The organism is Stenotrophomonas sp. TWI587 (assembly GCF_039674145.1).
Taxonomy (GTDB): Bacteria; Pseudomonadota; Gammaproteobacteria; order Xanthomonadales; family Xanthomonadaceae; genus Stenotrophomonas; species Stenotrophomonas maltophilia_AY.
Genome location: NZ_JBDJMW010000003.1, coordinates 281322 through 304259, shown reverse-complemented (window position 1 = coordinate 304259; position 22938 = coordinate 281322). Strand labels below are relative to the sequence as shown.

20 protein-coding genes are annotated in these 22938 nt (G+C 67.2%); 3 read left to right on the top strand and 17 right to left on the bottom strand.

All coding sequences use genetic code 11. The features are described 5' to 3' along the window. Positions 1–11: 11 nt before the first annotated feature. The 5 genes from ABE464_RS07035 to ABE464_RS07015 form a co-directional block, all read right to left on the bottom strand. The gene (locus tag ABE464_RS07035; protein WP_346471345.1) at positions 12–638 is read right to left on the bottom strand and encodes a DUF2242 domain-containing protein; all 627 of its coding nucleotides are present in this window, start codon (positions 636–638) and stop codon (positions 12–14) included. Positions 639–766: 128 nt separating this feature from the next. After that, a complete protein-coding gene (locus tag ABE464_RS07030; protein ID WP_346471344.1) occupies positions 767–2944 on the bottom strand; it encodes a carboxy terminal-processing peptidase in 2178 nt (725 codons plus the stop codon). Between the two features lie 238 nt (positions 2945–3182). After that, on the bottom strand, positions 3183–4196 hold the full coding sequence (lipA, locus tag ABE464_RS07025; protein ID WP_176988175.1) for a lipoyl synthase: 1014 nt from the start codon (positions 4194–4196) through the stop codon (positions 3183–3185). A gap of 18 nt (positions 4197–4214) precedes the next feature. Further along, positions 4215–4922 (bottom strand): lipoyl(octanoyl) transferase LipB, encoded by a 708-nt coding sequence (gene lipB / locus ABE464_RS07020; protein WP_346471343.1) that lies wholly within the window; start codon positions 4920–4922, stop codon positions 4215–4217. Then, entirely contained in the window at positions 4910–5188 is a 279-nt protein-coding gene (locus ABE464_RS07015) for a DUF493 family protein (RefSeq protein WP_123730167.1), read from the bottom strand. The genes lipB and ABE464_RS07015 overlap by 13 nt, the downstream gene beginning before the upstream one ends. 193 nt (positions 5189–5381) lie before the next feature. Between ABE464_RS07015 and ABE464_RS07010 the strand changes: the two genes are divergently transcribed. Next, positions 5382–6446: a lipid A deacylase LpxR family protein gene (locus ABE464_RS07010; RefSeq protein ID WP_346471342.1), complete on the top strand. Its 1065-nt coding sequence runs from the start codon at positions 5382–5384 to the stop codon at positions 6444–6446. 56 nt (positions 6447–6502) lie between these two features. Here the strand turns inward: ABE464_RS07010 and ABE464_RS07005 are convergent, their stop codons facing one another. The 9 genes from ABE464_RS07005 to ABE464_RS06965 all read right to left on the bottom strand — a co-directional run bounded on the left by ABE464_RS07005 (position 6503) and on the right by ABE464_RS06965 (position 18135). Next, positions 6503–7720 (bottom strand): D-alanyl-D-alanine carboxypeptidase family protein, encoded by a 1218-nt coding sequence (locus ABE464_RS07005; RefSeq protein WP_346471341.1) that lies wholly within the window; start codon positions 7718–7720, stop codon positions 6503–6505. A gap of 105 nt (positions 7721–7825) precedes the next feature. Beyond that, positions 7826–9139 (bottom strand): septal ring lytic transglycosylase RlpA family protein, encoded by a 1314-nt coding sequence (locus ABE464_RS07000; protein ID WP_346471340.1) that lies wholly within the window; start codon positions 9137–9139, stop codon positions 7826–7828. After that, a complete protein-coding gene (gene mltB / locus ABE464_RS06995) occupies positions 9136–10281 on the bottom strand; it encodes a lytic murein transglycosylase B (protein WP_346471339.1) in 1146 nt (381 codons plus the stop codon). Before mltB ends, ABE464_RS07000 begins: the two co-directional genes overlap by 4 nt. A gap of 600 nt (positions 10282–10881) precedes the next feature. Beyond that, positions 10882–11982, bottom strand: a complete 1101-nt coding sequence (gene rodA / locus ABE464_RS06990) for a rod shape-determining protein RodA (protein ID WP_346471338.1) — start codon at positions 11980–11982, stop codon at positions 10882–10884. 166 nt (positions 11983–12148) lie between these two features. Continuing rightward, on the bottom strand, positions 12149–13261 hold the full coding sequence (gene rodA, locus ABE464_RS06985; RefSeq protein WP_346471337.1) for a rod shape-determining protein RodA: 1113 nt from the start codon (positions 13259–13261) through the stop codon (positions 12149–12151). Beyond that, on the bottom strand, positions 13258–15327 hold the full coding sequence (gene mrdA / locus ABE464_RS06980; protein WP_346471336.1) for a penicillin-binding protein 2: 2070 nt from the start codon (positions 15325–15327) through the stop codon (positions 13258–13260). The genes rodA (ABE464_RS06985) and mrdA overlap by 4 nt, the downstream gene beginning before the upstream one ends. 1 nt (position 15328) lies before the next feature. After that, positions 15329–15814, bottom strand: coding sequence for a rod shape-determining protein MreD (mreD, locus tag ABE464_RS06975; RefSeq protein WP_019186042.1), 486 nt, complete (start codon positions 15812–15814; stop codon positions 15329–15331). Beyond that, positions 15811–16932, bottom strand: a complete 1122-nt coding sequence (mreC, locus tag ABE464_RS06970) for a rod shape-determining protein MreC (protein WP_346471335.1) — start codon at positions 16930–16932, stop codon at positions 15811–15813. The genes mreD and mreC overlap by 4 nt, the downstream gene beginning before the upstream one ends. A gap of 156 nt (positions 16933–17088) precedes the next feature. Next, positions 17089–18135, bottom strand: coding sequence for a rod shape-determining protein (locus ABE464_RS06965; protein ID WP_019186044.1), 1047 nt, complete (start codon positions 18133–18135; stop codon positions 17089–17091). 275 nt (positions 18136–18410) lie between these two features. Here ABE464_RS06965 and ABE464_RS06960 point away from each other — a divergent pair, with 275 nt between their 5' ends. Beyond that, entirely contained in the window at positions 18411–19349 is a 939-nt protein-coding gene (locus tag ABE464_RS06960) for a carbohydrate kinase family protein (protein ID WP_346471334.1), read from the top strand. A gap of 168 nt (positions 19350–19517) precedes the next feature. On the opposite strand, the gene ABE464_RS06955 is transcribed toward ABE464_RS06960, so the two are convergent. From ABE464_RS06955 to ABE464_RS06945, 3 genes are all read right to left on the bottom strand, one after another. Then, positions 19518–20120, bottom strand: coding sequence for an HAD family hydrolase (locus ABE464_RS06955; RefSeq protein ID WP_346471443.1), 603 nt, complete (start codon positions 20118–20120; stop codon positions 19518–19520). Positions 20121–20125: 5 nt separating this feature from the next. Further along, positions 20126–20857 carry a hypothetical protein gene (locus ABE464_RS06950; RefSeq protein WP_346471333.1) on the bottom strand — a complete coding sequence of 244 codons (732 nt, stop codon included), beginning with the start codon at positions 20855–20857 and terminating at the stop codon, positions 20126–20128. 94 nt (positions 20858–20951) lie between these two features. Beyond that, positions 20952–21998: an MBL fold metallo-hydrolase gene (locus ABE464_RS06945; protein WP_346471332.1), complete on the bottom strand. Its 1047-nt coding sequence runs from the start codon at positions 21996–21998 to the stop codon at positions 20952–20954. Positions 21999–22128: 130 nt separating this feature from the next. Here ABE464_RS06945 and ABE464_RS06940 point away from each other — a divergent pair, with 130 nt between their 5' ends. Then, entirely contained in the window at positions 22129–22749 is a 621-nt protein-coding gene (locus ABE464_RS06940; RefSeq protein WP_346471331.1) for a TetR/AcrR family transcriptional regulator, read from the top strand. Positions 22750–22938: the final 189 nt, after the last annotated feature.

Below are 22938 nucleotides of genomic sequence, written 5' to 3'. Positions count from 1 at the left end.
CCGCCGCCCGCTCAGTGCAGGGAGGCCGGGGTATCGCTCACCACCGTGGTCGGCGTGGCCTCCACTGCCACCGCAGGGGCGGTGGCGGGGGCTGCGGCCGGTACAGGCTCGGTCACGGCAGCCGCAGGCAGGTACTGCTGCAGGCGCTCGAAGAAGCGACGATAGAAGCTCGCATCCTGCACTGTGCTGCTGGCCACTTTGACCAGCGAATCATCGTTGCTGCCGAACGGCAGCGACACCGAGCCCAGCGCACCCACGCCGACACTGGCCGAGGTCGGGCTCTTCTTCAGGGCGTAGCGGTCCTGCACGGCACTGACAAACACCAGCGCCTGGTCACCCCGCGGTGCGCAGGAAATGCGCAGCACCAGCTGCTCGTGCTCATCGTCCTTGGGCTGGAAATTCTTGTTGCCTTCCACCGCATCATCACCGGCACGGGCGATGGCATAGCCCTGGCTGAGCAGGGTGCGGCGCGCGGCTTCGCAGGCCTGGCCCGGGGCGCCGGGCACGGTACGCGAGTAGGTGTCTCCGGAATCGAACGACTCGCGGATCAGGGTGCTGTCGGCGGCGCGGCCGCCACAGGCGGTCAGGGCGGCAAACACCGCCAGCATCGGGATCGAACGTACACGACGAAAGCGCATGGCCGCTCCTGCGGAAATCCAGCCTCCAAGGATAGACCCGTGGGCGTTGGCAGGAGGTGGATACGCACAGGCCGCCCCGAAGGGCGGCCTGTGGAGTTGTCACCGGTTCAGCTGCAGGCAGCCCGGGCTCAGTCCGCCCAGCGGCCGACGGCGGTCGACTGCGGCAGTACCTGGGCCGACAGCGGGCGGTCGGTTTCCAGCAGGTTGACCGCGTCGGCCAGGATCGCGGCCGATTCGCGCAGCAGCGGATCCGGGCGCTTCTCCGCGGCCTTCTCGCGCGCGGCGTCCTTGACGATGTCGCGCTCGTTGCCGGTCAGGCCGTCGTCATTGCTGTCATCGGCCAGCGGATCCAGATCCAGGCCCAGCTGCTTGCGGATGGCCTGACGGTCGGTGCGCTGCTTGTCCTGCTTCTCACGCTCGGCGCGGCGCTCGGCCTCGTTGAGCGAGATGTACTTCTTGGCCTTCTCGGCGCGGAACTGCTCGACGTCCTCGTTCCACCACTGGAATTCCTTGTCGGCGGCGATGCGCGTGTCGTGGCGGCTTTCCAGCTTGGGCAGCAGCGGGCCGAAGTTGCCGTACTGGGTGTGCGGCACGGCGGCGATGCGGGTCCACGGCAGCGCGTTGTCGTAGGTGCTTTCGCCATACTCGCTGGCGTCCACGCTGGCCGGGAAGGCCAGATCGGGCACCACGCCCTTGTGCTGGGTGCTGCTGCCGCTGACGCGGAAGAACTGGGCGATGGTCAGCTTGACCTGGCCGAAGCGCTGGGTCTCGCCACTCGGCCAACGGTCCAGATCGACGATGTTCTGCACGGTGCCCTTGCCGAAGGTGGTCTCACCGATGACCAGGCCACGGCCGTAATCCTGGATGGCACCGGCGAAAATCTCCGACGCCGAGGCCGAGCCACGGTTGATCAGCACCGCCAGCGGGCCGTCCCAGGCCACCACTTCACTGCGGTCGCTGTTGACGGTGACACGGCCACCGGACTCGCGCACCTGGACGACCGGGCCCTGTTCGATGAACAGCCCGGTCAGTTCGATCGCTTCATCCAGCGAACCACCGCCGTTGTTGCGCAGATCCAGCACCACGCCATCGAGCTTGTCGGCCTTGAAGCCGGCCAGCAGCTTGGCCACGTCGCGGGTCGCCGAGGCGTAGTCGGCGGCGTTGCGGCGGCGGCCTTCGAAGTCCTGGTAGAAGGTCGGCAGCTTGATCACGCCCACCTTGCGCTCCGGCTCCCCATCCTTGGCCGGGATGGTCAGGGTCTCGCCCTTGGCGGCCTGTTCGGCCAGGCGCACCTTCTGGCGGGTCAGCACCAGCGTGTGGTGCTTGCCGTCGACGCCTTCTTCGGCCGGAATGAACTCCAGGCGGACCTGGGTATCGCTCTTGCCGCGGATCTTGGCCACCACATCATCGATGCGCCAGCCGATCACATCTTCCAGCGGACCGGACTTGCCCTGGCCCACGCCGACGATGCGGTCGCCCGGCTTGAGCGTACCGTTGACCGCGGCCGGGCCACCGGCGATGACCTCGCGGATCACCACCATGTCGTCCTGGCGCTGGAGCTGCGCGCCGATGCCTTCCAGCGACAGCGACATCGCCTGGTTGAAGTTCTCGGCGGTGCGCGGGGTGAAGTAATCGGTGTGCGGATCCACGGCACTGGTGTAGGCGTTGAGGAAGAACTGGAACACGTCCTCGCCCTTGAGCTCATTGACCGACTTTTCCAGCGTGGCGTAGCGCTTGTCCAGCGTCTTGCGGATCTCGGCCGGCTGCTTGCCGGCCAGCTTCAGGCGCAGCCAATCGTTCTTGACCGACTTGCGCCACAGATCGTCCAGTTCGGCGCTGCTCGCGGCCCACGGCACGTCCTTGCGGTCGTACTCGAACTTTTCATCGGTGCTGAAATCGAAATCGGTCTTGAGCAGCTTGCGCGCATAGCCGACACGCTCACCCACGCGCTGCTTGTAGACCGCGAACACCTGGAACGCCGGCTCCAGCTCGCCGCCGCGGATGGCGGTGGCGATGTTGGCCTCGAACGGCGCGAAGCGGGTGATGTCGGCATGGGTGAAGAACTGCTTGCTGCTGTCGAGCGACTCCAGATAGCGCTTGAAGACGTCCTTGGAGGTCGCCGCATCCAGTGCGCGCGGCCGGTAGGCGTATCGGCTGTCCGAGAGCAGTCCGTAGACCAGCTTGGAGGTGGTCACCTGATCGGCCGTGGCAGCCGAAGGCAGCGCGGGCGAATCGGCGTAGGCGGCCAGTGCCATCGGCGCGGTAAGCGCCAGGGCCATCAGGAATGCGGGGGCTTTGAATTTCATGGACTAGCTCGTGGCACCTTGCCAAGGGAGAGACTGCGTGCATTACAGACACCACGACAGTGCCGAAAGTTGCCGCGTTTGTCACCGGGGCCTTCAGCCTACCGAGGCCGTTGGAGAAATTTGTGAATACCGGCGGGATCGGCAGGCAGGCACAGACCTGCGGCCATCCGCGGTTCAGGGCCGCGGCCGGGGCGGGACAGGTGGGAATGACAGAACGGGCCCCGAAGGGCCCGCTGGATCAACCGGCGACGCCGGCGTCGGCCGCCTGGCGGTCGGCATGGTAGGACGAGCGCACCATCGGACCGGAGGCGACGTGGCTGAAGCCCAGCGCGTTGCCGTATTCCTCCAGCGCCTTGTATTCCTCGGGCGTCCAGTAACGCAGCACCGGATGGTGATGCGCGGTCGGCTGCAGGTACTGGCCGATCGTGATCATGTCCACGTCGTGCTCGCGCAGATCGCGCAGCGTGGCCTGGACCTGCTCCAGGGTCTCGCCCAGGCCAAGCATGATGCCGGACTTGGTGGCGATCTCCGGGTGCTGGGCCTTGAACTTCTTGAGCAGGGTCAGCGACCACTGGTAGTCGGCGCCGGGGCGCACGTTGCGGTACAGATCCGGCACGGTTTCGATGTTGTGGTTGAACACATCCGGCGGGTTGGTCGCCAGGATCTCCAGCGCGCGCTCCATGCGGCCCTTGCCACGGAAATCCGGGGTCAGCACTTCGATCTTGGTGTTGGGCGACTTGGCACGGATGGCACCGATGCAGTCGGCGAAGTGCTGGGCACCGCCGTCGCGCAGGTCGTCGCGGTCCACGCTGGTCACCACCACGTACTTCAGGCCCATGTCGGCCACGGTCTGGGACAGGCTGGCCGGTTCATTGGCGTCCGGCGGCTTGGGCCGGCCGTGGGCGACGTCGCAGAACGAGCAGCGGCGGGTGCAGACCTCGCCGAGGATCATGAAGGTCGCGGTGCCGTGGCTGAAGCACTCGTGGATGTTGGGGCAACTGGCTTCCTCGCAGACCGTGACCAGGCGGTTCTCGCGCAGCTTGGCCTTGAGGTTCTGCACGGCGTTGCCGGAGGGAATCCGCACGCGGATCCACGACGGCTTGCGCAGCACCGGCGCATCGGCGAACTGCACCGGCGAGCGGCCGATCTTGTCACCGCCGATCTGTTTGACGCCCGTCTGCAACGGGGCGGCGGACGGCGTGTCGCCCTGCACAACCTGCAGGGGAATGAGGCGAGCGGTGGTTTCAGTCATGGCCTTGGTCGGCGGCGTTCACGCCGCGTCAGTCAAATCGGGTAATTCAGCGGCCGGCTCGAGGGCCAGGCCGAACTGGCGGGCCAGATGGCCCAGCAGCACCGGCGTGACGGCCGCCATGCCGGACGGTCCCCCCAAGTCTACCACCGAGGTCACCTGCAGCCCTTGATAGCCACAGGGGTTGATCCGGCGGAACGGTTCCAGGTCCATGGCGACATTGAAGGCCAGGCCGTGGAAGGTACAGCCGCGGCGGACGCGGATGCCGAGCGCGGCGACCTTGGCCCCACCGACGTAGACGCCGGGCGCCCCATCCAGGCGCTCGGCACCGATGTTCCAGTCGCCCAGGGTGTCGATGATGGCCTGCTCGATCCGGCACACGTAGTCGCGCACGCCAATCCCCAGCCGCCGCAGCTGCAGCAGCGGGTAGATCACGATCTGGCCGGGACCGTGGTAGGTCACCTGACCGCCACGGTCGACATGCAGAACCGGAATATCGCCGGGCGCGAGCACGTGCTCGTCCTTGCCGGCCTGGCCCAGGGTGAACACCGGATCGTGCTCGACCACCCACAGTTCGTCCGGGGTGGCGTCGGTGCGGGCATCGGTGAAGCGCTGCATGGCATGCCAGACCGGGGCATACGGCTGGCGCCCAAGGTCGCGCACAAGGGCCGGTTGCGGCGCCCGGTCACCCGGCGCCGCGGCGGTGGCGCAGTTGGCTACAGCGTCCACTTCACTTCCGGGTGGTCACGCAGCGCGGTGTGCGCAGCGTCGTACTGGTCGCGGTTGTCGGCCTTGAACACAAGCCGCACCGACACATACTTGCCGTTGGACGAGTGTTTCCAGCTGATGCGCTCGCTCAGCACATCCACGCCGGCCAGCTCGAGCAGGCGCGGCAGTTCGCGTTCCAGGTCCTTGCCGGCCGCGCCCATGGCGCTGAGTTCGAACTGGCCGGGGAACTGGAAGCCGTGGTCGGGGTTGTCTGACTTGATCTCCATGACCGGGATTATGGGGATGCCTGCGCCCGAACCCAAGCGCTGCTTGATCGTGCGCACAGCAGCGCCGAACGGCACGTGAAAACGCCTGTATCGCCACTGATACGCAGCAGTGCGTGCGCAGTGCTGTTCACGACATCACGCTCTGACTACGCTGTATCGGCTTAAGAAAGCATAAATCCCCGTCTGGTATCCCATGTCTCTGAAGCCCTTCGCGTTGCCGGCCGCACTCGCCGGTGTCCTGGCCCTGGCGGCACCCGCTGCCCAGGCCGCCTCTCAATGCGGCCCCGATGCGATGCGCGAGCATCCGCCCCAGGTCAACTTCCGCGTCGACAACGATCTGTTCGGCGGCAAGGACCAGGATCAGGGCTATACCAATGGCGCCCAGATCACGCTGGTCTCGCCGAACCTGGTCGATTACACCGACGATCCCTGTCTGCCGCGCCTGGCGCGCTGGGTCAACAGCCATCTGGAGCGGCTGCACCCGGGCGAGTTCGAGCAGCAGAACATGATCTTCAGCGTGGCCCAGGGCATTTTCACCCCGACCGATTTCACCCGGAAGGACCTGATCGAGGACGACCGGCCGTACGCGGGCGTGCTGATCGCCAGCTTCGGCTACAACGCGCGCCGCGGCGATCGCCTGCAGACCACGCAGCTGGCGGTGGGCGTGGTGGGACCGTGGGCGCTCGGCGAGGAGGTGCAGAACGCGGTGCACGAGCTGCTGGGCGATGAGAAGTTCCAGGGCTGGGACAACCAGCTGCACAACGAACCGGTGTTCATGCTGACGCATGAGCGGATGCGCCGTTGGCCGGCCGATGCCAGCGAGAATCTGGGCGGCTGGGGCTGGGATGCGATCAGCCATTACGGCGGCGCGGTGGGCAACCTGGCCACGCATGTCAACGCTGGCGGCGAGGTGCGCTTTGGTTGGAAGCTGCCGGACGATTTCGGCAGTACGCCGCTGCGTCCGGCCGGTGAGAACACGGCGCCGACGCGCGGTGGCAAGCCGAGCGGGTGGTCGTGGCATCTGTTCGGTACCACGGATGCGGCATGGGTGATCCGGGATATCACGCTGGACGGCAATACGTTCCGCAACAGCCACAGTGTGGACAAGCGCCATGTGGTGGCCCAGGCCGGTTATGGGCTGGCGGTGATGCGCGGGCGCTGGAAGTTCGCGCTGGCGCGGTACCACAGCACGCGCGAGTTCGATGGGCAGCGTGAGGCGCCGGTGTTCGGCAGTTTCACGATCAGCCGGTCGCTGTAACGCCATAAATGAAAAGACCGGCTTTCGCCGGTCTTTTTTACTTCAGTCGGACCGGATTATTCCGATTCCCACCACATCCAGAAGCTGTCCCACAGACGCTTGAAGAAGCCGGCTTCTTCCACGGCGGCCACGGCCACCAGCGGGGCCTGGGCGACGACCTGGTTGTCCAGCATCACCTTCAGGGTGCCGACCTGCTGGCCAGCGGTGAACGGGGCTTCCAGGGTCTTGGGAACGTCGATGCTCGGCTTGAGATCGTTGTAACGGCCGCGCGGGACGCTGACCAGCATCGGCTGGGCCACGCCCAGCTGCAGCGTGGCGGTCTTGCCCTTCCACACCTTGTGCTCGGCCACGACCTTGCCCGGCTCGTACATGCGGTGGGTTTCGAAGAAGCGGAAGCCCCAGTTGAGCAGGGCCAGGCTGTCATCGGCGCGCTGCTTTTCCGAACCGCCGCCGAGGATCACCGCGACCAGGCGCTGGTCACCCCGCTGGGCCGAGCTCATCAGGCAGTAGCCGGCTTCAGAGGTGTGGCCGGTCTTGATGCCGTCCACGCTCTGGTCGCGCCACAGCAGCAGGTTGCGGTTGGGCTGGGTGATGTTGCCGACGGTGAATTCCTTCACCTTGTTGTAGGCGTAGGTTTCCGGATAGTCACGCACCATCGCGCGGCCCAGCAGGGCCAGGTCGTAGGCGGTGGTGTGGTGGCCCGGGGCGCTCAGGCCATGGGCGTTGACGAAGTGGGAGTCCTTCATGCCGATCTTGGCGGCGTAGCTGTTCATCAGCGAGGCGAAGGCCTCTTCGCTGCCGGCGACATGCTCGGCCAGGGCAATCGCGGCATCGTTGCCGGACTGGATCGCCATGCCCTTTTCCATGTCTTCCAGGCGTGCGGTCTGGTTGACCGGGAAGCCGCTGTAGCTGCCATCGGTACCGGCACCGCCCTCACGCCAGGCGCGCTCGCTCATCATCACCTGGTCGTCGGTACGGACCTTGCCGTTCTTGACCTCGGCGGCCACGACATACGAGGTCATCACCTTGGTGATGCTGGCCGGGGCCAGTTGTTCGTGCACGTTTTCACCGGCCAGGACCTGCCCGGTGGCGTAGTCCATCAGGATCCAGGCCTTGGAGATGCTGGGCTTGGGCGCCGGCGGGGTCGCGACGGTGGCTGGGGCGGCGGCGGCGGGAGCAGGCGTCGGTGCCGGAGTCGGCAGGGGAGTCTGGGCGGAGACCATGCCCACGAACAGGGTCGTGGCCATGGCAGCGGCGGCAAAGCGGAATTTCATCGGACAGCAAGCTCCTGGAGGGCGCCAAGGGGGGATGAGGGATAACGGGCATTGTAGGCCCAAGGAGCGGCGGCACGTGTTGACGTGCCGCGTGCAGCGGAAGGCTCAGTCCTTCACGATCTGCGGCGCCCCGAAGCCCAGACCGGCGATCCGGCCGGCAAGTTCCGAGGCACTGGCATGGTCGGGCGCCGGGACGCGCAGGCGCCACAGGGTGCGCCCGCCACTGACGATATCGCTGATGCTGGCCCCGGCGATGCCGGCCGAGGACAGCTGACCGAGCGCGCGGGTGGCATTGTCGCGGCTGGCGAAGCTGGCCACCTGCAGCAACACGCTGCCGAGAACCTGTTGGGAGAGCGTCGCGCCGGGGGCCGGTGCGGGACGCGCGGCAGGGGCGGCGGCGGGCAATGCGGCCACCGCCACCGGGGCGCTGTTCACGCTGGCGGCCTGGGTGGTGGCCGGCTTGCCGGTGGCCACGCGCACGCCGTTGTCGCGCATCCAGTGATCGAAATTGTCGGCGTTGCCCGGCTTGGCCGAGTCGGCCACGCGGTAGCGGTACTGCTCGCCGGCCGGCTTGGCGGGGGCGGTCGCCGTGGCAGCCGGCAGCTTGCCGACCAGGGCGTCCATCTCGCTGGCGCTGCGAGCGCCCGCGGCCGGGGTGCTCGCGGCTGCCGCAGCGGCAGCGACCTCGCGGCGCTCGCGCCGGCTGGGCTTGTCGGCCAACAGATTGTCATCGCCCGGGGCGAGCGCGCGGACTTCCACGTTGCCGGTGCCGCGCTGGGTGATGCCCAGGCGCACGGCGGCGGCGTAGCTGAGATCGACCACGCGGCCATCGTGGAAGGGGCCACGATCATTGACCCGCACGATCACCGATTCACCGTTGTCCAGGTTGGTCACCCGGGCGAAGCTCGGCAACGGCAGGGTCTTGTGCGCGGCAGTGAAGGCGTACATGTCGTACACCTCGCGGTTGGAGGTCAGGCGGCCATGGAACTTGGCGCCGTAGTACGAGGCGGTGCCCTTCTCGGCATAGCCGCGGGTCTTGTCCATCACCTGGTACTGCTTGCCCAGCACCACGTACGGCGATTTGTTGCCGATCGGCGAGCGCGGCAGGTCCACGACCTCCGGCTCCGGGATGCAGGCCACGTTGGGAATGTAGGTCGGGGTGCTGTCATTCACGCCCGGCTTGTACAGCCCGCCAGCGCGATAGTCGCCGCGCGTTCTCGGGTCCTCAGACGCGGCCTTGTAAGGCGAGCCCTCAGGACAATGCGCCGGACGCCCGCCCTTGCCCTGCACTACTGCACCGGACGGCTTGCTGCTGCCGGCGGTGCCGCCGGCAGGCTTCTTCGGCGCACTGCTGCAGGCGGCCAGTGCCAGTATCAGAAACCCCGGAATCAGCCATCTGGAGCGTGCGAGTGCATTCATGCCGGCGGCAACTCCTGTCCGGCGATGGCCTGGGAGAGCTGGTACACGGCCATCGCATACATTTTCGAGAGGTTGTAGCGGGTAATGGCGTAGTAGTTCTGGAAGCCCAGCCAGTACTGCTTGCCGGTGCTGCCTTCCAGCGTGATCGGCGTGGCCGTCAGGCCGGCTGCGACCGGCACGCTGGGCTGGTAACCGCGCTGGGCCAGCTCGGACAGGCTCCAGGTCGGCGCCCATTCGGTCGGATTGAATTCCTCGCGACCGGCCTGCAGCGTGGCCGGCACGGCGACCGGGCCGCCGCGGACCCAACCGCCCTTCTTGACGAAGTAATTGGCGATCGAGGAGAAGACATCGTCATAACTGTTGAACAGGTCGCGACGGCCATCGCCGTTGCCATCCACCGCATAGTCCAGGTAGCTGGAGGGCATGAACTGGCCCATGCCCATCGCGCCGGCGTAGCTGCCCTTGATCGCGGTGATGTCCAGCTTCTCGTCGCGGGTCAGCGCGAACAGGCGCGCCAGTTCATCGCGGAAGAACAGCTCGCGACGCACCTCGCGTTCGAGCTTGGCCGGATCGCCACTGCGCGGGTATTTGAACGCCAGCGTGTAAAGCGCATCGAGCACGCGGTAGCTGCCGGTGTTGCCGCCGTAGCTGGTTTCCACACCGATGATGGCCACGATCACTTCGGCCGGCACGCCGGTGCGCTGCTGCACCCGCATCAGCTCATCGCGATGCTGGGCGAGGAACTTCTTGCCACCCTCGATCCGCGCCTGGCTGATGAACATCGGCCGGTACTCGTTCCACGGCTTGACCCGCTCGGCCGGGCGCGACATCGCCGCGATGATCGGGTCGCGGATCTGCGCCTGGGCCAGGGTCGCTTCGATCTGGGCAGCGGGAATACCGTAACGGGCGGCGGTATCGCGTACGAAGTTGGCGCGGGCCACCTCGAACGGGACCGGGGTCAGGTCCACCGGGGCTGCGTTGGCACCCGCTGCCTCGGGGGCGGCTTCAGCCGGGCCCTTGCTGCCGGGAGGCGGGGAAACGGGAACACCCGAGGCCTGCGGCGACGGTGAAGGAGTCTGCGGCTGGGTCGCACAAGCGACCAAACCGAGCGTGAGCATGCAGGCCAGGGAGCGTCGGATCATCGCGGCAGGTTAGCAGGTCATGGATGAATTAAAACCCCTAAGGCCATGAATCTCAACGGATTGCCCGAGTTTTTGCGGGGGCGTTAAGGCGACGTGTAGACAAGCGCCGCACCGTTCCCCATTCATGTTTGATCAACGGCCGGTGCGGGCTGGATGATCGCAGCGTCTCATCCCCGCGCGGATGCGCGTCCCGCCGCAATCCATGCGCGATGCGCAGGGGGACGACACAGGTCTCACTTTGTCGGGCGCTGCCGACGTGCGAAGAGGTCCGCCGGCTGCGCCCCCATCCCCGTGGACGCAACCGGCCAAACCGGACCCGATCGGCAGCAGCGCGGCGCGCATCTCCCCAGCGCGCGCCTCGCCCTTTCTACCCGTGAGGTCAACTACTCCCCGCCAGACGTCCCCGTCGCGATGCTTGGCTCAGCGCGTCGTTGTTGGCGGGCCGCCATTGTGCAGGCCGTTTGCGACATGTCCATTGATCGAGATCAAGTCACTTCATATCTGTGCGCCACTTCTCACTTTTGGCGCAGCGCCTTGACCGCGCCTGCACCTGAAAGCGTTTCCGCGTCGCGGGCCCGCGCAAACCGCCATCGCCATGGCTTAGGTGGGATGCACCGGCTGATGCTGCCGCGCCGCCATCACCAGCCCGAAACTGGCCAGCAGGGATACCGCCGAAGTCCCGCCATAACTGATCAGCGGCATCGGGACGCCCACCACCGGCAGCACGCCGGAAATCATGCCGCCGTTGACCAGCACGTAGACGAAGAACACCAGGCCGGTGGTGCCCACCAGCAGACGCGAGTAGCCGCAGCGCGAGTGGCTGGCGATCCACAGGCAACGCGCGGTGACGAACAGGAACAGGCTGAGCACCACCGTCACGCCGACCCAGCCGAACTCTTCGGCCAACACGGAGAACGCGAAGTCCGTGGTGTATTCGGGCAGGAAATCCAGCGTGGCCTGGGTGCCCTGCCCCCAGCCTTTGCCGTGCATGCCGCCCGAGCCGATCGCAATCGTGGACTGGATGATGTTCCAGCCGGTGCCCAGTGGATCGTTCTCCGGATACAGGAAGGTCAGCACGCGATCCTTCTGGTACTGCCGCAGCAGCCCGAACCAGGCCAGCGGCGCGGCCACCGACAACCCACCCAGCGCGATGGCCATCCACCACCAGCGCAGGCCGGCCAGCAGCAGCGCGAACACCCCACTGGCGGTGACCAGCGTTGCCGTACCCAGGTTGGGCTGCAGCAGGATCAGCACCGCCGGCCCACCAATCAGCACGGCGGCGGTCAGCACGGCGCGCGGCCGCGGCGGCAACGGCTGCTTGTGCAGGTACCAGGCCATCATCATCGGCAGGCTGAGCTTGAGCAGCTCGGAGGGCTGCAGATAGAACACGCCCAGGTTCAACCACCGCTGGCCGTATTTGCCGGTGCCGACCACATAGACCGCCAGCAGCGGCAGCAAGGACAGCGTGTAGATCCGCGGCGACCACGCGCGCAGCGTCACCACCGGCACGCGTGACAGCCCCCACAACGCGGCAAGGCCGGCGCCATAGCGCATCGCCTGCGCATGCACCGGCCCGTCCACGCTGTGCAGCACGGCCAGCCCGGCCACCATCAGCAGGCCCAGTGCGCCCAACAACGGCAGATCGAGGGTGCGGAAAAAGAAATGGAACACGGCGCGTGCGCGCTGCAGTAGTTCGACCATGCGGGCGACTCCTGTGGATGACGCGACGCACAGCAGGAGGCGACACGGCGAACAGAAAGCGGGCCCGACAGGCGGGCCGGCGCGAGCGCAGGACCGTAACACGCAGGGGCGCGGCAATCCTTAGCCGATACGTACCGCCCGGCCACGGCGTACGCGTCGCGTGCGCTCAGCCGTAGCCGCCGTGCACCGGATTGTGGCGACGCACCGCCATCACCAGGCCGAAACCGGCCAACAGCGACACCGCAGACGTACCGCCGTAACTGATCAGCGGCATCGGCACGCCGACCACCGGCAGCAGGCCGGAGATCATGCCGCCGTTGACCAGCACATAGACGAAGAACGCCAGCCCGGTGGCGCCAGCGAGCAGGCGCGAATAAGAGTCGCGCGACTGCGAGGCAATCCACAGGCAGCGCCCGATCACCACCAGGTACAGGGCCAGCACGAGTGCCATGCCCATCCAGCCGAACTCTTCGCTGAGCACGGAGAACGCGAAATCCGTGGTCTGCTCGGGAATGAAATTAAGGTGCGACTGCGAGCCTTGCCCCCAGCCCTTGCCATCCAGGCCACCTGAGCCGATCGCGATCTTGGACTGGATGATGTTCCAGCCCGCGCCGAGCGCGTCGCTCTCCGGGTCCATGAACATCATGATGCGGTCCTTCTGGTACGGCCGCAGCAGCCAGAACCAGGCCACCGGCGCGGCCGCGGCGACACCACCAACCGCGACGCCGACCCACCACCATGGCAACCCGGCCAGCAGCAGCACGAACGCGCCACTGGCGGCGATCAGCACGCCGGTGCCGAAGTCCGGCTGCAGCATCACCAGCCCGGTCGGCACACCGATGATCACCGCACTGGTCAGCACCGTGGAGAAGCGTGGCGGCAACGGCATGCGATGCAGATACCAGGCCACCATCATCGGCAGGCTGACCTTGAGCAGCTCGGCCGGCTGCAGGTAGAACAGCTTCAGATCCAGCCACTGCCGGCCGTACTTGCCGGTACCCAGCACGAACACGGCCAGCAGCGGAATCATCGAGACCGCGTAGATCAACGGCGTGGCCGAACGGATGCGCAGGATCGACACCCGCGAGATCGCCCACATTGCGGCCAGACCGACCGCGAAACGCGCGCCCTGGGCGAACACCAGGCCATCACCGCCGGCACTCTTGAGCACCGCCAGGCCGATCAGCATCAGCGCGCCCAGCGCCAGGCACAGCACCCAGTCCAGCGAGCTGCTGAAGCGGACGGCCATATCGACCGTCCAGCGCAGAAAGACCTTCATCGTGGCCGCTCCGGTGCGGTCTGGGGCGTGGTGGCACTGGGCACGGGTGTACCGGGTGCCGGCGCAGGGGCCGGCGCCGGCGCGGCAGGCACACCCACCACCACCGGCAGCAGTTCCAGTGCCGCCACCGCAGCATCGCCCGCGTCGCGCGCGGTAGCACCGCCGCCGTCGAACGCGGTGATGCCGATCGCGGTGGTGCCGCGCTCGCTGTCCAGCGGTTCAAGGCCGTCGGGCATTTTGCCCAGCAGCCAGGCATCGAAAATCTTGCGTGCGATCGGCGCGGCGGCCGAGCCACCGTAGCCGCCGCCTTCCACCGCGATCGCCACGGCGATGACCGGATTGTCGGCCGGCGCGAACCCGACGAACAACGCGCGGTGGCGCAGGTGCATCGGCAGGCTGCGCGGGTTCACCGCGGCGGTACCGCGGCGGCTGATCACCTGCGCGGTACCGGTTTTGCCAGCCATTACATAGGGCGCGCCTGCGGCCGCGCGGGCACCACTGCCACCGGGCTGCATAGTGCCCATCATGCCCTCGCGCACCGCCTGCAGATTGCTCGGCGTGGGGCTGATCGGCTTGCTCTCGCCCGCGGGCGTGGCGGTCCAGTCCGCATCGAACCCGGCGCGCTGCTGCATCACCAGGTGCGGCTGGCGCAACTGACCATCGGCGATGCCGGCCACCCCGTGCACCAGCTGCAGAGGCGTGACCTTCCAGTCGCCCTGGCCAATGCTGACGTTGACCGTATCGCCGGGGTACCAGCGTTCCTTGCGCGATTTGTACTTGGCCGTCGGCGAGGGTAGGATGCCGCCGATCTCGCCGGTCAGGTCGATCCCGGTCGGCGCACCGAACCCGTAATAGCCCATGTAGTGATCGAAGCGATCGATGCCCAGATCCAGCGCGAGCTTGTAGTAATACGTGTTCACCGACTGGGTGATCGACTTGCGCAGATCGGTCCAGCCATGGCCGCCCCGGTTGGCATCGCCCCAGCCGCGCGAGGTACCCGGCAGATAGAACATGCCGGTGGAAAGGATCTTGTCCTCGGGCTTGCGCACGCCGCTGTCCAGGCCGGCCAGGCCGATCAGCGGCTTGATCGTCGAACCCGGCGCGACGCCACCCAGCACCAGGCGGTTGAACTGCGGACGCGAGGGGTTGTCGTTGAGCGCCTTGAAATCGGCATGCGAAATGCCATTCACGAACAGGTTCGGGTCGTAGGACGGCAGGCTGACCATCGCAAGCACTTCGCCGGTGCGCGGGTCCATGGCCACCGCTGCACCTTCGAACTCACCGAAGGCGGCGACCATCGCGCGCTGCAGATCGGCGTCGATCGACAGCCGCAGATCGCTGCCCGACTGCGCCGCGACCCGGCCGATGGTACGGATCGCGCGGCCCTGCACGTTGGTCTCGACCTGCTCGTAGCCGACCTTGCCGCGCAGCTGCTGCTCGTAATATCGCTCCAGCCCGGACTTGCCGATGTGGGTGAGTGCGGCATTGCCCTCGCCCAGCATCTCCAGATCCTTGTCATCGACCCGGCCGACGTAGCCGATGATGTGCGCGAACAGATCGCCATAGGGATAGCGACGGGTCAGATAGGGCTCCAGCTCCACGCCGGGGAAGCGCCAGCGGTCCACCGCGAAACGCGCCATTTCCTCATCGGTGACACGCAGCTTGAGCGTGACCGGCAGGAAGCTGCGGCGTGCCTTGCGCGACTTGTTGAAGGTCTCGATGTCTTCCGGGCTGAGCGCGAGGATCTTCGACAGGCCCGCCAGGGTGGCCTCCATGTCCTTGACCTTGTCCGGAGTGATGTCCAGGCGGAACGCGGGCACGTTCTCGGCCAGTAGCCGGCCGTTGCGGTCGTAGATCATCCCGCGCCCCGGCACCACCGGCCGCGGCTTGATCCGGTTGGCCTCCGAGCGCGTGGCGTAGATGTCGTGGTCCATCACCTGCAACTTGAAGTACCAGCCACCCAGGCCCAGCAGGCACACCAGCACGCCGACGAAGCCCAGCGCGGCACGGCGCCGGAACTGTTCTGCCTCGGCATGCGGATTCTTGGCCTGGCGGCGCATGTACATGTCAGCGCCCGCGTCGCCCGAAGCGCAGCGCGTCCAGCAGCACGAACACCAGCGGCCACAGCGCCATGCCCAGCAGCGGCGCCCACCAGTACGACCACGGCAGGGTCGGCTCGCCGACCACAATGTGCACCACCGCGCTGACGATACGGTCGTTGAACAGCAGGCCGCCGATCGCCAGGATCTGCTGGGACATCGGGAAGAAGCGGATCCGCGCGCGGAAGCGCTGCAGGATGAAGGTCAGGATCACCAGCCGCAGCGCCTGCTCACCGAGCACGCCACCATAGAGCAGATCGGCGATCACGCCGCTGGCGAAGGCGATGCCCAGCCCGACCCGGTCCGGTGTTTCGATCACCCAGTAGGCCAGCACCAGCGCCAGCCAATAGGGGCGCAGTGGCTGCAGCAGCGCAGGCAGTGGCAGCAGGCCGAGCAGCAGGGCGACCACCAGGCTCACCGGCAGCACCCAGGGTTTGTCGCGCAGGCGGCTCATCGTTGTTCCTCCGGCGGCGTGGCGCCGGTTTCAGGCACGGGCGCGGCTGACGCGGCGGCACGGCGCGGTGCGGTCACCGGCACCGGCGCGGACGGACCCGGTCGGTTGGCCTGCGGTGCATTGGCAGGTGCTGCCGCAGGTACCGTCGTGGCCGGGGCGGCACTCGCCGGGGAGGCGCTGGACGTCGCCGCGGTGCCGGCCGGCGCGCCCTCCTGCAGCGGCGCCGCGGCCGGTCCACCGGCCTCGCCCGCATCACGGCGCAGGTTCGGCGGAATGCGGATCGCCTCGCCCGGGCGCAGCAGCAATACGTCCCGGCCGCGATCGAGCTGGGCGGCCGGCTTCAGCTCGCCGACCAGGAAGGCATGGGTGTCATCCGGGCGCAGCGCGGTGATGCTGCCGACCGGGAACCCGGCCGGGAAGCGTCCGCCCAAGCCGGAGGTGACGATCTCATCGCCCACTTCCACCCCGGCGCTGAGCGGAATGTCGCGCAGCTCCAGCGTGTCGCCGCGGCCATACACGATCAGGCGCACGCCGTTGCGGGCCACGGTGACGGGCACCGCATGATCCGGGTCGGTGAGCAGCAGCACGGTGGCGCTGTTGCCGGTGGTCGCGATCACCTGACCCATCAGGCCACCGGCATCGATCACCGCCTGGCCGACATGCACACCATCGCGGGTGCCGGCAGCCAGTACCAGGCGCTGGCGCACCGGGTCCAGATCGATATCCAGGATCGGCGCGAGCTGCACGTCCAGGCCGCTGCGCTCGGCCACGTTGAGCAGCTCGCGCAGCTGGGCGTTGTCCAGTGCGGCGGTCTGCAGGCGGGTCAAGCGCGCATTGGCGATCAGCAGCTGATTGCGCAGTTCGCGGTTCTCGGTGACCAGCTGGCCATGGCTGGCCGCGTTGTCCTTGACCTGGGTGCCCAGGCGCCCCGGCAGGCCGGCCAGCGCCCACACCGGCTGCACCAGCACGTTGGCCTGCGCGCGCAGGCGCGACAGCCAGCCGGCCTGGTCATCCAGCACGATCAGGGTGATGGCCAATGCCAGGTAAGCGAGCAGGCGCAGCGGACTGGCGGCATCGCCCTGACGGGAGGCTACGGGAGGACCGGCGTAAGGCGGCACAGGCGTCGACTGGGAAAAGTGTGGATGAAGCGCGCGGAACAAGAGCGCAGCGGGAACAGCATGCGACAACGCCCCGGCGAGGTGACGCCCGGCGAGCAGGGCTCACCGGAGGCATCACGCCGCAGAGGCGCGTCTACGATACACGGCCGGTACGGCTCACTCCGGCGCAAAGAACTCGTTGCCGTGCATGTCCACCAGCTCCAGCGCACGACCACCACCGCGGGCCACGCAGGTCAGCGGGTCATCGGCCACCTGCACGTGCAGACCGGTTTCCTCGGAGATCAGGCGGTCCATGTCGCGCAGCAGGGCGCCACCACCGGTCAGCACGATGCCGCGCTCGGCGACGTCGGCACACAGTTCCGGCGGGGTCTGCTCCAGCGCCAGCTTGACCGCGCTGACGATGCCCGACAGCGGCTCGTGCAGGGCCTCCAGCACTTCATTGGAGTTGATCTTGATCATCTTCGGCACGCCCTCGGCGAGGTTGCGGCCAGAGATTTCCATCTCGATCACTTCCGCCTGCGGGTAGGCGCAGCCCAGCTCGACCTTGATCCGCTCGGCGGTCGCTTCACCGATCAGCATGCCGTGGTTGCGGCGCACGTAGTTGGTGATCGACTCGTCGAAACGGTCGCCGCCGATACGCACAGAGGCCGAGTAGACGATGCCGTTGAGCGAGATCACCGCCACTTCGGTGGTGCCGCCGCCGATGTCGATGACCATCGAGCCGCGCGCTTCGGTGACCGGCATGCCGGCGCCGATCGCAGCGGCCATGGGCTCTTCGATCAGGAACACATCCCGCGCACCGGCCTCCTCGGCCGATTCCTTGATCGCGCGGCGCTCGACCTGGGTCGAACCGGCCGGCACGCAGACCAGCACGCGCGGGCTCGGGCGCAGGAAGCGCGACTTGTGGACCTTCTTGATGAAGTGCTTGAGCATCGCCTCGGTGTAGGTGAAGTCGGCGATGACGCCGTCCTTCATCGGGCGGATGGTGGTGATGTGCCCCGGGGTACGGCCGAGCATCTGCTTGGCCTCGGCGCCCACGGCAGCCACGGAACGGGTACCACCGATGGCACGGTCCTGGCGCACGGCCACGACCGACGGCTCGTTCAGCACGATCCCCTGCCCACGCACGTAGATGAGGGTGTTGGCCGTGCCCAGGTCGATGGACAGGTCATTGGAGAACATGCCACGCAGTTTCTTGAACATCTGGGAGTTGATCCTGAGGGGTGTCGCGCCCAACGCGGGATGGCGAAAAAATGGGCAGAATTCGAGGTCGACAAGCCTAGCAATCCCCCTGTGCGCGAGCAAGGACAAATCTGGCCGAACGCCAGCCTTCACGGCCATTCAGGCCAATCCGGACAGCCCGGGTTCTGGCCCAAAGCCGCCTCACCCGTTAACCTTTGCGCCGCAGGGCGCCGCAGGGCGCCGTTTCGTTGCCCGCCCGACGGGCCTCAAACCCCCTTCCGCATAGGCCTTACTCGATGTCCGCTTTGATCTGTGGTTCTCTTGCCTTCGACACCATCATGGTGTTCCCGGACCAGTTCAAGAATCACATCCTGCCGGACAAGGTGCACATCCTGAATGTGTCGTTCCTGGTGCCGCGGATGCGTCGTGAATTCGGCGGTTGCGCGGGCAACATCGCCTACAACCTGTACCTGCTGGGCGGCGAGCCGATCCCGATGGGCACCGTGGGCTCGGATTTCGGCCCGTACCGCGAGTACTTCCAGGGCCTGGGCATCGACCTGAGCCGGGTCAAGGTGATCGATGAGCTGTTCACCCCGCAGGCGTTCATCACCACCGATCACGACAACAACCAGATCACCGCCTTCCACCCGGGCGCGATGATGCGGTCCTACGAGAACCACGTGAAGGACGTGCCGGGCGTGACCCTGGGCCTGGTCGGCCCGGACGGGCGCGAAGGCATGATCCAGAATTCGCAGGAGTTCTTCGACGCCGGTGTGCCGTTCATCTTCGACCCGGGCCAGGCCATGCCGCTGTTCAACGGCCCGGAGCTGCGCACCTTCATCGAGCAGGCCGACTACGTCGTGGTCAACGACTACGAGTCCAACCTGCTGCAGGAGCGCACCGGCTGGGATGAAAAGGAGATCGTGAGCCTGGTCAAGGCCTACATCACCACGCGCGGTCCGAAGGGCGCGGTCATCCACACCCCGGAAAAGACCTATGACATCCCGCCGGCGCACGAGCGCCGCGTGGTGGACCCGACCGGCTGTGGTGATGCGTTCCGCGCCGGCCTGATCTACGGCATCGAGAAGGGCTACGACTGGCTGACCATCGGCCGCATGGGCAACCTGATGGGCGCACTGAAGGTCGAACACCCGGGCACCCAGAACCAGCGCTTCACGTTCGATGAGTTCAATGAGCAGTTCAAGCAGCAGTTTGGTTACGCGTTGACCGCGTAACCAAACTGCCCGCGCATTCCACCTTATCCCCCCGCCTTCGGCGCGCCCCCTTGAACATCAAGGGGGCTCTCCTCCAGAGGGGGATCGGGGGGATGAGGGTGGAGCCAGGCCATGCCTGGCTGCTTTTCAGGGTCCTGGCGGTGGATCGCGCGGGCCCTTTCGGCGCGATCAGGCCGACATCCGCTTCCCTTTCCACGCTGCCAGCACCTCGCCGCAATCGGCCAGGTGCCAGCAGGCCATGCCCGGCCACGGGTTGTCCGGGGTATTGACCAGCAACGTGCGGGTGCCGGCGGCGCGGCCGCATTCCAGGTCGAAGCGATGGTCGCCGACCATCACCATCTCGGATGGAACGGCCTGCCAACGCTCAACGAAGTACTGCAGCCCGGCCGGCGACGGCTTGGGCTCGGCTTCGTCGCGGCCGATGATGTCCTCGGTGGCAAACATGTCCCCCACACCGATCGCCTTCAGCGTCACCTGGGCGAGCTCGCGCGCGTTGCGGGTGAGGATGCCGAGCCGGCAGCCCGCGGCGTGCAGCGCGCGTACCAGGGCCACTGCGCCGGGGGCGGCCTGCGCCTGCTCGGCGAGCGCGCGTTCGTGCGCGAGCAGCCAGTCGTGCTTGGCCGCCGCCACCTCGGTCGGGAGCGCCGCGAGGTGGCTGAGGATGTCGTCATCCGGCGGTATCGCAAGTTCGCGTTTGATGCGCTGGAAATCGTGCACCGCGACGGTCAGCGTGCCGTCCATGTCGAACACCCAGTGACGGATTGCCGGCAGGCCAGTCACTGCCACCACTGCGGCATCTGGCCGGCGTCCACGCCGCCGGTTTCGAACACGGCGGTACGCGTACCACCGGCCTTGACCGGGAATTCGATGCTGATCACCTTCGCCTTGCGCGCCAGGTTCCACAGCGCTTTCTGATCGGTGATGAACATCGCGATCGCTTCATCGGTATCCGGACGCCAAGCGGCCATCGACACCGGCTTGCCATCGTCGACGGTGACCTTGACCTGGCACTTCGGGCAGCGGAAATCGCCGGCCTGCAGCACCAGATACGCGTGGCGCTTCCACTCGGGATGATCGCGGAACACCAGCTGCACCGGCTTGGCGCCACTGCCGTCCACATCCACGCGCTCCTTGCTGTAGATCTGCGCGGAGGCCTGGATGCCCTTGGTGCCGATCGGAATCTTGTTGTACTGCCACAGCGCCTGCAGGCGGCGCGTCTCGCGCGCGGCCTCGGCCTTGGTCTTGACCTCGGCGTAGCCCGGTTCGATCCGGGCGGCGACGTCGGTGTCCTTGTACTGATCCAGCAGCGAGCCACCGTGGATGCGCGCACGCTCCCAATCCTGCGAGGCGACGGCCATGTCGTACTGCTTGGCCACGCCTTCGGCCTTCTCTTCCTGCTGCGCCTTGGCAGCGGCTGCAGCGGCCTCCTGCGCCTGGCGCTCGGCCTCGGGGTTGCTGCAGGCCGCCAGCGCGAAGGCGCAGGCCGCTACCAGGATCAGTCGTTTCATTGCGTGCTCCGTGTTGGACGATGACGCGCCAGGCGCCTGTGCCTACTTTATCGCCAAAGCGCGTCATGCCGGTGCGGGCCGCACGGTGCCGATCTCACTTCGTTGTCGGCTGTCCTTCGCGCCACCACTGGGTCGACGGTGCCGGCGCGCGGATATCCAGGCGTTCGCCCATGTGCGGCGCAGTCAGCGCCACGCCCTGCTCCTGCGCCAGCGTAGTGATGCGTTCGAACGGTTCGGTCCACGGGTGCAGGGCCAGATCGAAGGTGCCGTTGTGGATCGGCATCAGCACCTTGCCACGCACGTCCAGGTGCGCCTGCAGGCTCTGTTCGGGCTGCATGTGCACGTCCGGCCACTGCGCATCGTAGGCGCCGGTCTCGATCATGGTCAGATCGAACGGGCCGTAGCGCTCGCCGATGCGGGCAAAGCCATCGAAGTAGCCGGTGTCACCGCTGAAGAAGATGCGGGTATGCCCGGTGTCGATCACCCACGAGGCCCACAACGTGCGGTTGCCGTCGGCCAGGGTGCGACCGGAGAAGTGCTGGGCCGGGGTCGCAACGATCTTCAGGCCTTCCACGCGGGTGTCCTGCCACCAGTCCAGCTGCACGACCTTCGCGGCAGGCACGCCCCACCCGATCAAGCGGTCGCCCACGCCGAGCGCGGTGACGAAGTGCTGCACCTTGGGCGCGAGCGCGAGGATGGCATCGTGATCGAGGTGATCGTAGTGGTCGTGGGAGATGATCACGCCGGTGATGGGTGGCAGTTCGTCGATGCTCAACGGCGGTGCGTGGAACCGCTTGGGCCCCATGAACGACATCGGCGAGGCACGTTCGGCGAAGACCGGGTCGGTCAGCCAGAAATGGCCGTCCAGCTTCATCAGCATCGTCGAATGCCCCAGACGCCACAGACTGTCGTCGGGCGCGTCGAGCAGGGCCTGCCGGCTCAGCGGCTGCACCGGAATCGGGGCCAGCGGCGTGGCGTCGGCAGGCTTTTCGAACAGCATCTTCCACATAACGCCCAGCGTGCCAACGAAGCCGAGCGTGCTCTTGCCGACGGGATTGTGGAAGCGCCCGTCGCCGAACTGCGGCGACTGGTCATAGGCGGCAGCCGGGCGGGCACCGCAGGTCAACAGGCCAATGGACATGGCGATCAACACCGTCAGAAGGAGGAGGAATCGAGGCAGGCGACGCGTCATCGGGGCTTGCCCTGGAAAGTACACCGGCGAGTGTACTTGCCTTTTCCGAAAAGTAAACTGAACGGTGTAAAATAATCCCATGAGCACTTCCGACCGCCCTACCCGCCTGACCGACCGCAAGCGCGCGGCCATTCTGCAAGCGGCGGTGGCCGAGTTCCGGGAATTCGGTTTCGCGGGCACCAGCATGGACCGCATCGCGGCCACGGCCGAGGTGTCCAAGCGCACCGTGTACAACCACTTCGCCAGCAAGGACGAGCTGTTCACCGCCATCCTGTGGCAGCTGTTCGAGGCCAGCCAGGCGCTGGATGTCGTGCCCTACGATCCGGCGCGGCCGCTGCGCGATCAGTTGCTGCTGTTCGCGGCGCGCAAGATGCGCCTGCTGGAGGATCCCGGCTTCATCGATCTGTCCCGGGTAGCGATGGCCGAGCTGGTGCACGCGCCCGAACGGGCGCGGGCGATGATGGACAAGCTGGCCGAGAAGGAAGAAGGCCTGACCGGCTGGATCCGTGCAGCCCAGGCCGACGGCCGGCTGCGGCTGGACATGCCGCCGGCCGAGGCGGCGCATCAGTTGCAGGCGATGCTCAAGGCCTTTGCGTTCTGGCCGCAGATCACCTTCGGCCAGCCACCGCTCACGCCGGCACAGCAGCAGCAGGTGATGCACGACTGCGTGGACATGTTCCTGGCGGTGCGCGCGGTGTGACATAGGCTTCCACGCAAAGAAGCATGCCTTATCCAGTCGCGGCGCCTAGTTGGTCGGGCGCTGGGCCGCGAGCCGAGCCCCCTGGGGGCTGGTAGGCTCCTGGGCAAAATCAAGGAGGAGGCCGTCGCCGTCAAGCGGCGGCCGGGGGACATTTGCCGAGGGGCCTGCCGGCCCCCAGGGGGCTCGGCT

Excerpts from the sequence above, each read along its gene's own strand:
- ABE464_RS07035 (WP_346471345.1), bottom strand. The coding sequence starts at position 638 with ATGCGCTTTCGTCGTGTACGTTCGATCCCGATGCTGGCGGTGTTTGCC.
- ABE464_RS07030 (WP_346471344.1), bottom strand. The coding sequence starts at position 2,944 with ATGAAATTCAAAGCCCCCGCATTCCTGATGGCCCTGGCGCTTACCGCG.
- lipA (WP_176988175.1), bottom strand. The coding sequence starts at position 4,196 with ATGACTGAAACCACCGCTCGCCTCATTCCCCTGCAGGTTGTGCAGGGC.
- ABE464_RS07015 (WP_123730167.1), bottom strand. The coding sequence starts at position 5,188 with ATGGAGATCAAGTCAGACAACCCCGACCACGGCTTCCAGTTCCCCGGC.
- ABE464_RS07010 (WP_346471342.1), top strand. The coding sequence starts at position 5,382 with ATGTCTCTGAAGCCCTTCGCGTTGCCGGCCGCACTCGCCGGTGTCCTG.
- ABE464_RS07005 (WP_346471341.1), bottom strand. The coding sequence starts at position 7,720 with ATGAAATTCCGCTTTGCCGCCGCTGCCATGGCCACGACCCTGTTCGTG.
- ABE464_RS07000 (WP_346471340.1), bottom strand. The coding sequence starts at position 9,139 with ATGAATGCACTCGCACGCTCCAGATGGCTGATTCCGGGGTTTCTGATA.
- mltB (WP_346471339.1), bottom strand. The coding sequence starts at position 10,281 with ATGATCCGACGCTCCCTGGCCTGCATGCTCACGCTCGGTTTGGTCGCT.
- rodA (WP_346471338.1), bottom strand. The coding sequence starts at position 11,982 with ATGGTCGAACTACTGCAGCGCGCACGCGCCGTGTTCCATTTCTTTTTC.
- rodA (WP_346471337.1), bottom strand. The coding sequence starts at position 13,261 with ATGAAGGTCTTTCTGCGCTGGACGGTCGATATGGCCGTCCGCTTCAGC.
- mrdA (WP_346471336.1), bottom strand. The coding sequence starts at position 15,327 with ATGTACATGCGCCGCCAGGCCAAGAATCCGCATGCCGAGGCAGAACAG.
- mreD (WP_019186042.1), bottom strand. The coding sequence starts at position 15,814 with ATGAGCCGCCTGCGCGACAAACCCTGGGTGCTGCCGGTGAGCCTGGTG.
- ABE464_RS06965 (WP_019186044.1), bottom strand. The coding sequence starts at position 18,135 with ATGTTCAAGAAACTGCGTGGCATGTTCTCCAATGACCTGTCCATCGAC.
- ABE464_RS06960 (WP_346471334.1), top strand. The coding sequence starts at position 18,411 with ATGTCCGCTTTGATCTGTGGTTCTCTTGCCTTCGACACCATCATGGTG.
- ABE464_RS06950 (WP_346471333.1), bottom strand. The coding sequence starts at position 20,857 with ATGAAACGACTGATCCTGGTAGCGGCCTGCGCCTTCGCGCTGGCGGCC.
- ABE464_RS06945 (WP_346471332.1), bottom strand. The coding sequence starts at position 21,998 with ATGTCCATTGGCCTGTTGACCTGCGGTGCCCGCCCGGCTGCCGCCTAT.
- ABE464_RS06940 (WP_346471331.1), top strand. The coding sequence starts at position 22,129 with ATGAGCACTTCCGACCGCCCTACCCGCCTGACCGACCGCAAGCGCGCG.